Source organism: Micromonospora sp. NPDC005174, from assembly GCF_040608495.1.
GTDB lineage: Bacteria > Actinomycetota > Actinomycetes > Mycobacteriales > Micromonosporaceae > Micromonospora.
This window is the reverse complement of sequence record NZ_JBEXIJ010000004.1, coordinates 230,449-244,466: the sequence shown is the minus strand read 5'-3', so window position 1 is coordinate 244,466 and position 14,018 is coordinate 230,449. Positions and strand designations below refer to the sequence as shown.

Below are 14,018 nucleotides of genomic sequence, written 5' to 3'. Positions count from 1 at the left end.
CGAGGGAGCACGAGCGTGAGCGCGTGGGATATCTCCCCCGGTGGAGTGCGCGACGTCCTGACTCGTACACATGCCGCGGCCATGCCCTTCGAGGGGCAGATGACGAGCTTGAACTCGGCGTTGGAGGGATCCGCCACCGAGTCCAGTTCGGAGATCGTGGGCCAGGCGCTTCAGGGCTTCGTCGAGTCGATTCGGACGGATCTCGAGTTCGTGTTCACTCGCACGGGGGCGTGCATGCAGGCAGCGGCGCAGGCGACGAACGCCTACGTCGAAGGTGATCTCGAGATGGCCGCGAACGCGCAGCGCAGCGCCGCGGCGGCACCCGACCCGTCGGCCACGATGCCGGGGCCGGGCCGCGGGGCGGTGCCCCGATGATCAACCCTGGGGAGATTCCGCAGATCCCCGGCAACATGGACACGCTGGCTACCCATGCCCAGACGGTCCGGACCGTCGGCGTGGACTTCGCCAACACCGGCCAGGCGGTCGACAGCACCTGGCAGGGGCTGGCGGCGGTGTACAAGGCGCCGGAGGCGGCGCAGCTCTTCGCCGCCACCGGCCCGGTGCGTACGGTGTCGGCCTCCGTCGGCGAGGACATCCAGGCCGTCGGGGCCGCTCTGGCCACGTACGCCACCGAGGTCAAGGAGATCAAGGCTCAACTCGCCGCGCTGAAGAGCCAGGCGGAGGAGTTCGTCGGCTCGATCAAGGACGACGAGGACTGGCGCGAGGACCAGGGCAAGGTCGACAAGCACAACGGCCTCATCACCGCCGTGGACACGCAGGTGGCCGCGTTCTTCGAGGCGCAGCGCAAGTGCGCCAACACAATCAACGCGCTGTACGGCGGCCGTCAGTATCGGGCCGACAACGCCGACGGCCAGGCCGAGGACGGCGAGTACGGCTTCACCGCCGACACGCTGAACGCCGCCGCCGGTGAGGACGGCGCTCTGCCGTGGGGCAGCACCGAGGAGCACGACCGCGGCTTCTTCGGCGACGTGGGGGCGTACTTCGTCGGCATGGGCATCAGTTTTGTCACCATGCTTCAAGACCTGGGCGGGCTGATCGGCCGCGATCCCACCACCGGCGACTGGAGCTGGGGCACCGCCGGTCAGTCGTGGCTGGGGCTCGGCAAGTTCGTGTGGGCGGTCTCCATCTACGTCAACCCGGTGACGATCGTGATCGACCAGACGGTCGGCATGCCGTTCATGGAGCAGCGTGAGGCGGGCAATCTCCTGCTCAACGCGGGAAAGACCATCATCGCGTACGACACGTGGGGCGAGGACAAGTCGAAGGCGGCCGGCATGGCCACCTTCAATATCGTCTCGGCGATCGTGGGTACCAAGGGTGCCGCCTCCGGGCTGCGTGGCGCGGGCGCTGCGGTCAACACCATTCGGGGCAGCGCCACCGCCGCACGGATCAGCGCCGCGCTGGTCCGCACCGGTAACTGGATCGACAAGCTGCCCACCGTCGGCGAGGTGGCGATCAACTTCGCCAGGAAGTTCGACATCAAGATCCCGCAGCTCGGGCTGGTTCCGGCGATCGCCGGCGACGTGCCGATCGGGCGTGGCTTCGATGTCGACATGCCCCACGTCCGCGGTGGCGACGCGATGCACATGGACGGCGGCAACGGCCCAGGCGGCCACCTGCCTGGCGGGAACACGCCAGGCGGTCACGTCCCAGGTGACCTGACGCCCGGTGGGCACATCCCGGACGGCAACGCCCCCGGTGGGCACATCCCGGACGGCAACACCCCCGGTGGGCACATCCCGGACGGCAATACTCCGGGTGGCAACCTGCCGGAGGGTAATACTCCCGGTGGCAACCTCCCGGACGGTAATGGGCCTGGTGGCAACCTCCCGGAGGGCAACGCCCCCGACGGGAACCCGCCGGCCGGGGGAATCCCCGATCGCGGGCGAGATCTCACGCCGGATGAGCAGCAGCGCTTCGTTGATCAGGCCGAGCGGCTCAATCCGGCAGCGAGGGCCCAGGCGTTGGAGTTGCTCGCCCGTACTGACCTGCCGGAGGGTGTGGCCAGCCGCGCCGTCCGGGACTTCGTCGACCTGCAGGATTCCGGGCGATTGGCAGGCAGTGCGGATCGGCAGGCCCAGGTTCTGCGCGACATGATGGAACAGTTGGGTGGAGACCGTTCCGCCGCAGCGGGAGCCGCCGCTGAGTTGCGCGCCGCGAACGACGTCCTCAACAGCCCCGACCTGATGCCTGGCTCGAAGATCGGTATCAGTGTCAAGAACGAGCCTGTCGATTTTGGCACCGGCACGGTAATCCATACCGGTGACGTCCCCGAGTCGGATCTGGTGTATCAGACCAGGGACGGCAAGGTGCATTTGGACGAGGTCAAGGCGACCGCGCAGACGGTAGCCAATAAGCTCAGTGAAAAGCCCGAGCAGTTGGACCGGATGCTTGAATGGCGGGCGGCGGATCCCGCAGGGCGAGCAGTGAGCTACCGAGTCGGGACCGACGAGGGGTTGAAGGGCTTGTTCAGCATGACCAACCCTCAGCCGAAGCAGTATGCGCTCGACCGGATCGCCGATGCTGACGTGCCGGTTCAGATCGGCGGGCGTACGTTGACCCCGGACCAGCTGCGCCAACTGCGTGAGGCGGCGCTGGAGGCGTCAGTGCATCCAGCGCACCCCATGAAGAGGGGCCAGTCGGCGGCCTGGTTCGACGAGCACATGCCGAACCTCGCTGCGGCACGCGACTTCCTCGAACCCTTTGGAGTTAGGTTCCTGTGAGCGATCTTTTGGTAGAGCCCGAACTGTTGGCGAGCCTGCCGCCCTCGTGGCAGGCGGCGGAGTCAGGTCGACGTCACCCCGTGATCAGGGACCTGCCGCCCGATCCTGAGCAGCGGGCGCTGGCGCTCTCGGCCCTGGAAGCGTGTCTGGCTTTCCAGGTGAACTCGGCCGCTCGTTACGGTGAGGAGCCGACCTGGGGGCTGCCTGAGGCGTTCTTGAACGACGACTGGTTTCTGTTGCAGGTGAGGATCAAGCGGCGGCTGCCGACCCTTGCTGACGTGACGCGTACGAACGTGCGTGACTGGCTGCAGGAGGGCGACGTGGCGGAGATTCTCGAAGCCACGTGGACCGAGCCCTCGGATGAGCTCATCGAGGCGGTCGGGCAGATGTGGGCGACTTTCATCGTCAATGGTCTGGCCGTGGATCTGCTCCGTTGGTTCGGGTGGGTCGCACGGGATCATTTGGATGTCGTAGAGCGGGCCAAGGCGCTCGACCTCCTCAAGGCGGCCACGCGGCGCCTGCCGTGGCGTCACACGATCCACACCATTCCGGCGATTCTGAATCTCGGCGGGTCGGATGAGCGTGCCTATTTCGACCAGTTGGCGAATGATCCGGACCTGCACGAGAAGACGCGCGCAGAGGCGGCAAGCAAGCGGTGGCTCATCGATAGCGAGCGCGCACGAACCTAGATCCATCGCTGCTCTCAAGACTCAGACAATATTGTCGGCCGTTGACAGCGACCACCCGGACAGCCAGTTCATCCCGGAGTAGCGCCATGCGAGTCGAGTACGACAACGTTGAGACCGAGGACGACCTGCGGATGACCTACCAGGGTGAACCTTTCACCGGCGAGGTCGTCGAACGGCCACCGCAGGGCCAGGACATCGCCATCACCATGTACTTCAACGGTATGGAGGATGGCCCTGCACGGAGTTCTACCCGAGCGGCGAACGCAGGGCCGAGGGCAGCGCGTGATGCGGCACGGCTGTCGGCGTTCATCATGAGTGGCAGTGGCATCGTGATGGCAACCTCGCCGCCCGCCTTGAGTTCGGCGAACAGGGCAAACTGCTCAGCCGCTATCAGTTGGGCTGAAGATGGGGCCCCAATCGAAAGCTTCGTCGCGGAAGTTGAGCGAGACAGGTTGGTGCCCTATGGAATCGGTTGGTGACTGAGCCCTGGGTTGTCGCTGAGGTGCTGGCCGCCGTGCCAGTTCCATGGCGGCTGGCGGATCCCGTCGAGCGCGGCAAGGCGACGCGTGAGTTGCCGCCCGACCCGCTGCACCGGGTCGAGGCCCTGACGGCGTTGGAGACCTGCCTCGCGTACCTGATAGACGTCCGGGACCGTTACGGCGACGAGACCGACTGGGGGCTTCCGAAGGCATTCTTCGACGACTACTGGTTCATCCTGTACGGACGGCTGAAGCAGTCGATGCCGACTCTCGCCGACGTCACGCCGGAGAGGGTGCGCGAGTGGGCCGAGGCCTACCTGGACCCGGAGGACGTCTTCGGGGTCACCTGGGCGACGCCACCGGACGAGGTGATCGACAGCATTGGTCGGTCATGGGTCTTCTTCATCCTGCAGGGAGCGGCGGAGAGCCTGGTCCGTTGGTTCCGTCGCCTGGGCCCTGATCAGTTGGTCGATTCGGAACGAGCTCGGATGGTCGAACTGCTCAAGGACGCCACGCCTCGTCTGCAGTGGCGCCTCACGATCATCACCATCCCGACGATTCTGGAACTCAACGATTCGGGGGAGAAGGGCTACTTCGATCGTCTGGCGAACGATCCGGGCCTCCACGAGAAGACCCGCGCCGAGGCGGAGAGCGTAAGTTTGTTCATCGACCGCCAACACGAACCGATCTAGCGGAGACGCCCGGCGGGTGGGGCACACTCGGACAATGCGGAGACGCGCCTTGGTCCGCCAGTAGCGGCAGACGATTCTTTCAGGACTTCTAGGGTTGACTTGCTGTGAGCAACTCTCTGGTAGAGCCCGAACTGTTGGCCAGCCTGCCGCCCTCGTGGCAGGCGGCAGACTCAGGTCGACGTCACCCCGTGATCAGGGACCTGCCAGCCGATCCTGAGCAGCGGGCGCTGGCATTCTCGGCCCTGGAAGCGTGTCTGGCTTTCCAGGTGAACTCGGCCGCTCGTTATGGCGAGGACCCGACCTGGGGGGCTGCCCGAGGGTCGGTTCCGCCCTGGGTGCACAGTTCGAGCCGTCCGACAAGCCTTACGCCGATTACCTGGGCAGGACGGAGGATCTCGCGCTCGACTTCAAGGCGGGTCACGACCTGGAGGACGACGCGGGGATCCCGTTCGAGGACATGCCGTACGTGTTGACGGTCCGGGACTTTCACCGAGGCCAGTTGGACGAGCCGGCCGCGCGGAAGATGTTCGCTCAGTTGGAAGGGCTGGGCAACCGACCCATGTATTTGGTCAGAGGCCTCCAGGAGATTCTCGAGTCCATCGACTAAGCCGCCGATCAGCGGGGGACGTTCAGGCCGTAGCGGCGCACCACCGCGCCGAGCGTCTCGTACGGCGCACCAGGACCACCGTCGAGTCGATACCACCACGCGCGCCGAGCACCCCTCCCGAGGGCGCGGCCCACGACGAGTTCCTGTTCGGACTCGACGGGCCTCTCCTGATGGCCGACCAGAATGCCCCACGGCAGCGCCGGCATGCTCGGCGTGCTGGAGCGCAGCCCACCGGACCGGCCCGGATGCACGGACACGATCATGCTGCGGGCGGTACCGGCCAGTTTCTCGGCGAGCCCTTCGATCGTCGTCGCGTCGACGACCGACAGTGGTGGGCCAGCCAGTCGGAGCTGTTCGCGGACACCGACGTCGACCCGCTCGACCGTCAGAACTCCGAGCGTCGTCGACTCGCGCTCGCCGCCGACGATGGTCAGGCTGGTGGGTGCCGGTGCGCGGGTACGACAGAACGCCGTCAGCTCGTTGCGTGACCACGGCTCGGTGACGGGTTCCGCGACGCCCCAGCCGGCCGGATCTCCGCCGGTGAGGGCGCGGACGGCGGCTTCCGCGCTGGCACCCAGCCGGAGGGCCTCGGTGGCCGGGTGCACGGTGACGATCTGGACTTCCAGGCCGCCCGTCCACGGTTCGTCGGTGGGCAACGAATCGGCGGGCTGCGCGGCGTCTGACCTGGCGAAGCGTTGGCCGTCCCACTGCAACGGCAGCCCGGTCAGCCCGTCGCGGTACTGGTCGCCCGCCCGCACGATCCACTGCCCCTGTGCCTGGGCGAGCGTCGTCTCGAACGGGTACGTGATGACGCCGTCGGCCGGCGTGACGACCTGGAGCAGCAGACCGTCGCGTACCGCGTCGACGGCGGCCTGCGCGAGCCACGGCGCAAGGCCGACCACGGCACGGTCCTGGTGCAGGACGACCGCACGATCGGTGATCGTGTCGGTCGTACCGTTCATCGGCTCTCCCATGTCAGCCCTCCCGTGCTCTCGACCAGCGCGGCGGTGAAGCGACGGGCGACCTCCGCCGCCTGCGGGTCCGCGCCCGGCGCCCGGCTCTCCACCCACCAGATCGGCTGGGGTACGTCGTCGGTGGCGGCCAGGCCCAATAGCCGCTGTGCCTCGCCGGGTACGCGCATCAGACGCGCGGCCTCGACGCTCAGCAGCAGCCGGCCGTCGACAGGGTCGAACAGTTGCACCAGTCCGGCCGCCTCGACGGTGTCCATCTTCAGCTCGGAGCCGGCCGCGAGCAGGGCACCGAGCATCGTTGCGGCATCGGGTTCGGCCCGGCACAACGCCACCGTGTCGAATGTCATCAGTGCTCCTTGGTCTCGCCGGTGTAGGCGGTCTGCACCACGCGGGGGGTGTCGCCGGGACGGATCAGTTGCGCGCGGCCGGTCGGCAGGACCATGGGCCGCACGCCGGAGAACAGTTGGCCCTCCGTCCGGTCGCCCGACATGAGCAGGCTGAGGCAGCCGGCCTCCCGTACGGCCAGCGGGAAGGGTTCGAACAGGCCGCGTGAGGCGCCGGCCACCCGTCGGGCCATCACGACGTGCAGACCGGTGTCGCGCCCGGCCGCCACGTACGGGACCAGTGCGCCGAGCGGCTGCGTGGCCGAGGCGGCGAGGATGTCGTAGTCGTCGATGAGCAGCACGATCCGGGTACGCGCCGCCTCGGGCGACTGCCGTTTCGCCAGTTCGTCGGTGACGGCTCGGGACAGTTGCTGGGCGAGCGCCGGGTTCGTGGCGTACCCACCGCAGTAGGAGTCGGGCACGACCTCGGCGAGGGCGCGGCGGGGGTCGAACACGGCGAAGACCAGTTCCTCGGAGTCGTACTGACTCATCAGCTCCTCGGCGACGAGCCGCAGCAGGTTCGTCTTGCCCGTCCGGGGGTCCCCGAGAACGAGGAGGTGCTGGTCGCGGCCGAAGAGGTCGAGGGCTGCGGGGGAGAAGTCGTGCTCGTAGCGCCCGAGCGGAACCACTCCGTGGCCGGAGGGGGTACCGGCCAGGTCGGCCACCGGGAGCACGGCGGGCAGGACCCGCACGGGCGGCGGTAGCGCGCCGGTCCAGGCTTCCCGCACCGATCGGGCGGCCGCGACCAGACCGGCGTTGGCCGGGTCGGCGACTCCGTCCAGGCGGGGTAGCGCGACCTGCGCGAACAGCTTCTCGCTGGTCAGCGCCCGGCCGGGCTGATCCTTGGGGACGGCGCGAGCCTGCCGGCCGTCGATGCTCGACTCGGCGGGGTCCGTGAGCCGCAGCTCGACCCGGTTGGCGAAGGCGACCTGCTGCGCCGCGCGGACCTCGCTCCACCGTCGGGCCGTGCCGATCACGTGGATGCCGTAACGGCCGCCTCGGGCGAGCAGGGCGTGCACCTTGGTCTCGAGGCTCTCGAACTCCGCGTTGAGCTGGCCGTACCCGTCGATCAGCAACACCACGTCGACGCAGCCGACCTCGGTCCGCACGCTCTCGTCGGCCCCGCGCAGGTCCTCGACCGTGTCGAACTGGTGCCGGTTGAAGATGCGCTGTCGCTGGGCGAGCATCGCGTGTACCTCGTCGACGACACGGCGGACGCGTTCACGGTCCTCGCGGCTGGCGACGCCGCCGACGTGGGGCAGTTCGGTGAGCCCGGACAGACCGTTCCCCAGCAGGTCGATGCCGTAGATCCCGACGTCGGTGGGGCGGTGGGTGGTGGCCAGGCCGAGCGCGAGGGTCCGCAGCGCCGTCGTCTTGCCGCTGCCGGGCCCGCCGAGGATGAGCAGGTTGCCGCCGCTCCCCGCCAGGTTCAACACCCAGGGCCCCTGCCACTGGCGGGCCGGATCGTCGAGACGGCCCAGTGGAACCGGCAGGCCACCGCCGGACGCAACGGCGACTTCCAGACGTACGCCGTCCGGTGTGGTGATCACTCCACCGCCAACCTCGTCGAGGGTGAGCAGGGGCGGCAGGGGCGGAAGCCAGATCGCCGCCACGCTCTGCCCGCTCGCCGCCATCTGGCGTACCACAGTGGACAGCAGAGTCGGCCCGGTGGTACGTCGGGTGGCCCTGGGCTCGTCCGGCACGTCCTCGACGTCGGTCAACGCGGTGCCGAACATCGGCATCGGCTTCGCCAGCGGCCCGACGATCGGGGCGAGTTCGTCATTCGCGCCGTCGTCGAGTGGCCCGGACACGTAGGCCGCCTTGAACCGCTGGTAGATCGACACGTCGACCTTCAGGTAGCCGTTACCGGGCAGCGGCGGCAGGTGGAACGCGTCGACCGTGTCGAGCACCGTGCGCGACTCGATCTCGGTGAGCGTACGCAGGCCGATCCGGTAGGCGAGGTAGTTCTCCAGGCCGCGCATCTTGCCCTGTTCGACGCGCTGACTGGACAGCAGCAGGTGGACACCGATGGACCGACCGATCCGGCCGATCCGCAGGAACAGGTCGATGAACTCCGACTTGGCGGCGAGCAGTTCACCGAACTCGTCGATGAGCACCAGCAGGTGGGGCAGCGGGGGCAGGTCGGTCTGCTCGCCCTGCGCCGCGCGGAGCATGTGGTACTCGGTGATGTCGGTGACCTTGCCCGCGTCGGCGAGCATCTGCTGGCGGCGCTGCACCTCGCCGTCGAGGCTGGTGTACATCCGTTCCACCAGCGCCGCGTCGGCGGCCAGGTTGGTGATCAGCCCGGCCAGGTGCGGCAACTCGCCGAACGGTGCGAAGGTGGCACCACCCTTGTAGTCCACGAGGACCATCGCCATCCGCTCCGGCGGATGACTCGCCGCCAGGGCGAGCACGAGCGTACGCAGCAGTTCGCTCTTGCCCGAACCGGTCGCTCCGACGCATAGTCCGTGCGGCCCCATGCCGAGCTGCGCGGGCTCCTTGAGGTCGAGCAGCACCGGACGCCCCGCGGGATCGACCCCGATCGGGACGCGGAGGAAGTCCCGCTCGCCGCGGGGCCGCCAGAGGCTGACCAGATCCAGGTCGGCGAGGTCGGACAGGCCCAGCAGTTCCTGGAAGTCGGCCGGTGGTGTGCCGGTGCCGTCGTCGTAGGAATCGGCGGACAACCGCAGTGGAGCGATGCTGCGGGCCAGTCCCTCCACGAGCGGACCCGGTGCCTCGTCGAGGGTGCCGCGTACGGTCACCGCCGGGGACGCGCTCAGGTCTTCCAGGGTGACCGAGTCGCCGTCGACGGTGATCCGGCGGGAGACGTCGCCGGGTTCGTGCAGCCGGTCGGAGAGCAGGTGTACCACGGTGACACCGAGGCTGGCCAGACCGACCGTCGGGTCGGGGCTGGCCAGTACGCGGGCCAGCTCGCCGTGTGCGTCGTCGATGACCAGCAGGCGCGGCCGGGCCTTCGCCTCCGTGCGTCCGACACCGTGGCGGAACGACTTGAGGGCGCTCGTGGTCCGCTCCTCCAGGTCCTCGCGGAGCAGTTCGGCGAGCGTCTGTGCCGTGGTGACCAGCAGCGGCGTCGGGCCGGACGGGCCGATCGAGGTCCGGTCGAGCAGGTGTGGCAGCCACCGGGCCCACCGCCAGTCCCGGGCACGCTCCGGAGTGGTGATGATCGCGAGGGTCACGTCGTCCGGCGCGTGGAACGTGGCGACCTGCACGAGGATTGCCCTGGCGAGGGCGACGGCCTCGGCGTGGTTCGGCGCGATCACGCTGACATCCCCGGCGCAGTCGAGGTTCGCCCGCAGTGGTAGCCCCGGTGTCAGCGCGAAGCGGCGCATCAGCGAACGCGCCTCGTGGCGCATGAAGGGATCGAGCGGATTGGTGGGAGTGCTCTGCTCGCGCAGCTCGATCGGCCGTACGGGCAGCGCGCCCATTCCCAGTCGTACGTGCAGGAAGTCGATGTCGGCGCGTCGGCGCTCCCACAGCCGGGCCGGGCTGCGGATCACGTCGAGCAGGCGGTTCACCGGCGGGTCGAGGAGGTTCGCCTCATCGCGGAGACGCTGTTCGGTCTCGCGCAACTGGTCGCGCAGTTCCTCCAGATAATCCTGGTAGCGCTCACGCTGCGCCCGGCGCTGTCGGCCTGCCTTGCCCAACTGGGTGAGGTACATCGCCCCGGCCGCGCCCAGCGCCGCCACCATGACCACAGCGCCCAGCGCCGCGAACCCGGAGCCGCGCAGGAACATCATCATGCTCATGGCCACACCCGCACCGGCCATGGGCAGCAGCGCCTGGATCCCCATCGCGGATTTGCCGTCGGGCAGTTGCGGGGGCGGGTCCAGGACGAGCGGGTCCATGGTGGACATCGGGCGGGCCATCCGGGCGGGGCGATGAACCATGCGCGTCGACATACAGGGGTCCTCCGGTCACATCTGCCGAGCGCGGGTCAGGGCCAACGCGGCGGCGCGGGTCACCTCCACGAGCGTCGCCTCGCCGATCCGCGACGGTGTGATGAGCGCGCCGGCGGCCAGGTGACGGTCGTAGGGCAGGACCACCACCGGCACGCCGGTCTGCCCGATCAGCTCACGTGCCGCACCGTGGATCAACGTCGAGCGGCCGTGCGGGTTGCCCGCGCCCAGTACGACGACCACCCGCTCCAGCCACGTCCCGTACCCGTCGTCGACGATCCGGCGCAGCGCCTGGTAGGTGCCCCGAACCCCGTCGGGTGTCGCGGCCGCGACGAGCACCACCGCGTGCGCGTCGGCCATCACCCCCGCCGGGGTGCGGGCCTCCAGGCCGGGCGGGCAGTCGGTGACGGTGACGGCGAAGAGGCGCGACAGCGCCCGCGTGACAGCGGTGCACAGGTTGGGGTTGGTGGTGCCGCCGGGCAGCACCCACAGACCCGTACCGGTGCGGGGGAGGAGTGGTTCGAGCGCGCGCAGGTCGCTGCCCCGTGCCGCGAGCAGGCCGGGTGCGAGCTGCTGTAGGGACGGGTCGCTCGGCACCCCGAGCCGCCAGGTCAGCGAGCCCTCGTACGGGTCGGCGTCCGCGGCGAGCACCGGATCTGCGCGTCGCGCCGCGAACACCGTTGCCAGCAGCGCCGCAACCGTGGACTTCCCCGCGCCACCCTGGACGGAGGCCACCGCGATGCGCCGGCCGGTGTGTACGGGCGCCTGCACCTCGGCGGCGAGATCGGCGAGTTCCCGGGTCTGCTGCCCGCTGGTGAACATCTGGCTGGCGCTGCGCCACGTACGCCGTAGCGCGGAGTCGCCGGAGGGCGGCCTGCGCGAGATCGGCAGGTCGTCCGGCTCCGCCGTCGAGGGGCCGGTCGGCGGCGCAGTGCGCGGCACCGGTGGAGCGCTCATGCCACCGCCTCCGTCAGAAGGTGTCGAGAAGTCGCGAGTAGAGCCCGAACACCCCGACGGCGACGGGCACCAGTGCCATCACGGTCAGGGCCTCGACGCGGTCGGCGATCTGCCGGCCTCGCGCCAGGACGTGTGGCGGTGGCCGGTACGCCAGGATCGCCAGGGTCACCGCGCAGACGCCGAGGGCCGCTACGGCGGTGGCCCACCAGGTGTCGGGCCGCTGGCGTATCCAGCACAGCAGCAGGCCGCCCACGACGGCCAGCGCGCCGGTCACCAGCGCCACCACCTCGGCCGCCAGCGGGAAGGCGCGCATTCGCAGCAGTAGGGCGGCGGCCACCAGAACCGCCAGCGCCAGCCGCCACGGGCCGGGCGTCGACGCCAGGGCGAGCCCGGCGAGTGTTGCCGATGTCGCCGCCGCGATCGCCGCGACGGCCAGGCCTCGATGCGCGGAGTCGACGGCGGCCTGTACCGATACGCGGCTCACCGGCTCGTCGTTGCTGCGTCGGTCGTCGAGACGGGTGAGGCCCGACGCGATCATCGCGAACCGGGGTAGCAGCCCCAGCACGCCCACCGACACGATCGCCATCACCGCCGCGGCCCGCTCGGCGGACATGCCGAGCAGTAGGGCGATGCTCCAGCCCGCGACCAGGACCACTGCCGTCCCGCCTCCGAGGACGCCGGCACGCCCATTGCCCGTCGCCGTGCCCACGGCCAGGACCGTGCAGCCGATCACCACGGCCCACAGAGCCCAGCGGGCGGTGCGGTCGTCGGTCCAGCCGGGCACGGCGGTCATCACCATCGCGGCACCGCTGAGCAGCACCGCCACCCCGACGGTCCGTCGCCCGAGCATCGAGACGAGGAGGCCGGACAGGGCGACCACGCCGCCGACGAGGCCGATCACCGCGGGGCCGAGCCGTGGGCCGGAGAGCAGTGCCGCCATCGTGGCGGCCACCACGCAGGCGGTGGTGGCGGTCCACGTTCGCGGGACGTCGCCCCACCGGCCGTGTCGACGGGTGAGGTCGTCGCCGACCTCGTCGGAGACGTCGTGGACGATCGCCGCCGGCGGCGCCTCGGAGATCGGGTCGACCCGTAACAGCGAGCCGTCGGGGACGGCAGCCTGTCGCAGGCTGCCGGCCGGGTCGAGCACCGTACCGTCGAGGGTGCTGATCTGGTAGCCGCGCGAATCGTCCGTCGGCGGGTGGCCGACGAGGACGACGACCTCGGGCAGCAGCAGGCCGAGCGGCTCGTCGGCGGGCAGCACGAGGTCGATGCGGCGGTGCGGCCCGGCGAGGGTCACCCGACTGAGGTGACCGGCGGATGCGAGGGTCTGCGGGCCGGTCATCGCTGGCCCGTCGGCTGGACCGCTGGCGGGTTGCGTGCCTTCTGCTGCTCGGCGACGACGTTCTGCAGGAAGGACCAGCCCACGCACACCGCGCAGGCCACCGCCGACAACACGAGACCGGTGCGCAGCCACCGGAAACCGTCGCCGGTGGCGCGGACCCGGCGCTGCCTGCCCCACAGCAGCAGCTCACGCATGCGGGCGCGGCGAACCGCGACCGACTCGATGAGCTGAGTGTCGAATTCCCGAGCCACGGCTAGATTCTATCCACGATCGCTAATCCGGTCGGGGGCGGCGATCACGCGCCGCCGGGGGCGCCCGCCACGCCGGTACGTCGATGGCGATCGTCGCCTGGAAGCGGGCACCTGCCCATGTCGCTGCCTACGGTTGGTTGGTCGTGGCGAGGGCGGCGGCCACGCGGGGCGCCTCGCGCCGGCCCTGGTCCCGTCCGGCGGCCACGAGGGCGGGGACGACCGACCGGTCCATCACGCTCGTGCCCTGCGCCCGCTTGGACGCGGTGTCGCGGAGCAGCAGCTCGACCCGGCGACCCGTGCCCAGGGTGGCCCGCTGTTTCTCGACGCGGGCCCACGGCCCGATGGCGGCGGTGCTCGGCACGAGGGCGATCACCGGGCCGTTCCCGGGTGCGAGGTCCAAGTTGAGGGCCGACCGCATGCCGCCGTCCATGTACCGACGCCCGTCGACCGTCACCGGAGCCGCGGACAGCGGCATGGCGCAGCTCGCGGCGACGGCGTCCACGAGGGGTACGCCGTCGTGCCGCGTGAAGACGCGGAGGGTGCCCGACTCGACGTCGACGGCGGTGACGCGGAGATCGGCGTCCTTCCAGGTGTGGTCCGGCAGTCGGGCCTCGGCGATCCGGCGCTGCCGCGACGGGTCGTCGATGTGCACCGAGAGGGCGAGTCGGCCGAGGCGGCGGGCGGCCTGCTCGGGGCTGCGGGCGAACATCTGTGCCCGGGCGAGCCGCAGGAGGCTGAGCAGGCCCAGCGCGGGTGCGGTCTCGTGGGGCACGCCCTGTCGCTGGCGCTCGTACAGCTCGGGCAGGGGTGTTCCGCTGGCGATCTGGGCGCCCACCACGGCGCCGGCGCTCGTGCCGAGGAGCACCGCGTCCGCGTCCACGGTCAGCCCCTCGTCGGCGAGACCGGCGAGGACACCGACCTCCCAGGCGATGCCGACGACCCCGCCACCACCGAGAACCCAGACCGGCCGCGTCTCGTCAGTCATC

The 14,018-nt window shown here is 70.1% G+C and carries 13 protein-coding genes; 6 read left to right on the top strand and 7 right to left on the bottom strand.

Annotation, left to right across the window (positions count from 1 at the left end):
* Positions 1–15 precede the first annotated feature (15 nt).
* The 6 genes from ABZU91_RS07585 to ABZU91_RS07560 all read left to right on the top strand — a co-directional run bounded on the left by ABZU91_RS07585 (position 16) and on the right by ABZU91_RS07560 (position 5,211).
* The gene (locus tag ABZU91_RS07585; RefSeq protein WP_355235452.1) at positions 16–375 is read left to right on the top strand and encodes a DUF6507 family protein; all 360 of its coding nucleotides are present in this window, start codon (positions 16–18) and stop codon (positions 373–375) included.
* Positions 372–2,744: a hypothetical protein gene (locus ABZU91_RS07580; protein ID WP_355235449.1), complete on the top strand. Its 2,373-nt coding sequence runs from the start codon at positions 372–374 to the stop codon at positions 2,742–2,744. Before ABZU91_RS07585 ends, ABZU91_RS07580 begins: the two co-directional genes overlap by 4 nt.
* Positions 2,741–3,433, top strand: coding sequence for a hypothetical protein (locus tag ABZU91_RS07575; RefSeq protein ID WP_355235446.1), 693 nt, complete (start codon positions 2,741–2,743; stop codon positions 3,431–3,433). Before ABZU91_RS07580 ends, ABZU91_RS07575 begins: the two co-directional genes overlap by 4 nt.
* 86 nt (positions 3,434–3,519) lie before the next feature.
* Positions 3,520–3,912: a hypothetical protein gene (locus ABZU91_RS07570; protein ID WP_355235443.1), complete on the top strand. Its 393-nt coding sequence runs from the start codon at positions 3,520–3,522 to the stop codon at positions 3,910–3,912.
* A gap of 23 nt (positions 3,913–3,935) precedes the next feature.
* Complete coding sequence (locus ABZU91_RS07565; protein ID WP_355235440.1) at positions 3,936–4,604, top strand: hypothetical protein; 669 nt, start codon at positions 3,936–3,938, stop codon at positions 4,602–4,604.
* Between the two features lie 250 nt (positions 4,605–4,854).
* Positions 4,855–5,211: a hypothetical protein gene (locus ABZU91_RS07560; protein ID WP_355235438.1), complete on the top strand. Its 357-nt coding sequence runs from the start codon at positions 4,855–4,857 to the stop codon at positions 5,209–5,211.
* An 8-nt stretch (positions 5,212–5,219) separates the two neighbouring features.
* Here ABZU91_RS07560 and ABZU91_RS07555 read toward each other — a convergent pair whose 3' ends face one another.
* The 7 genes from ABZU91_RS07555 to ABZU91_RS07525 form a co-directional block, all read right to left on the bottom strand.
* On the bottom strand, positions 5,220–6,173 hold the full coding sequence (locus tag ABZU91_RS07555; protein ID WP_355235435.1) for a DUF6177 family protein: 954 nt from the start codon (positions 6,171–6,173) through the stop codon (positions 5,220–5,222).
* Positions 6,170–6,529 (bottom strand): hypothetical protein, encoded by a 360-nt coding sequence (locus ABZU91_RS07550; protein WP_355235432.1) that lies wholly within the window; start codon positions 6,527–6,529, stop codon positions 6,170–6,172. The genes ABZU91_RS07555 and ABZU91_RS07550 overlap by 4 nt, the downstream gene beginning before the upstream one ends.
* Positions 6,529–10,485: a type VII secretion protein EccCa gene (gene eccCa / locus ABZU91_RS07545; protein ID WP_355235429.1), complete on the bottom strand. Its 3,957-nt coding sequence runs from the start codon at positions 10,483–10,485 to the stop codon at positions 6,529–6,531. Before eccCa ends, ABZU91_RS07550 begins: the two co-directional genes overlap by 1 nt.
* Before the next feature lie 15 nt (positions 10,486–10,500).
* Positions 10,501–11,439: a hypothetical protein gene (locus ABZU91_RS07540; protein WP_355235426.1), complete on the bottom strand. Its 939-nt coding sequence runs from the start codon at positions 11,437–11,439 to the stop codon at positions 10,501–10,503.
* A 13-nt stretch (positions 11,440–11,452) separates the two neighbouring features.
* Entirely contained in the window at positions 11,453–12,781 is a 1,329-nt protein-coding gene (eccD, locus tag ABZU91_RS07535; protein WP_355235424.1) for a type VII secretion integral membrane protein EccD, read from the bottom strand.
* Positions 12,778–13,032 carry a hypothetical protein gene (locus tag ABZU91_RS07530; protein WP_355235421.1) on the bottom strand — a complete coding sequence of 85 codons (255 nt, stop codon included), beginning with the start codon at positions 13,030–13,032 and terminating at the stop codon, positions 12,778–12,780. The genes eccD and ABZU91_RS07530 overlap by 4 nt, the downstream gene beginning before the upstream one ends.
* Before the next feature lie 127 nt (positions 13,033–13,159).
* On the bottom strand, positions 13,160–14,017 hold the full coding sequence (locus tag ABZU91_RS07525; RefSeq protein WP_355235420.1) for a patatin-like phospholipase family protein: 858 nt from the start codon (positions 14,015–14,017) through the stop codon (positions 13,160–13,162).
* Position 14,018: the final 1 nt, after the last annotated feature.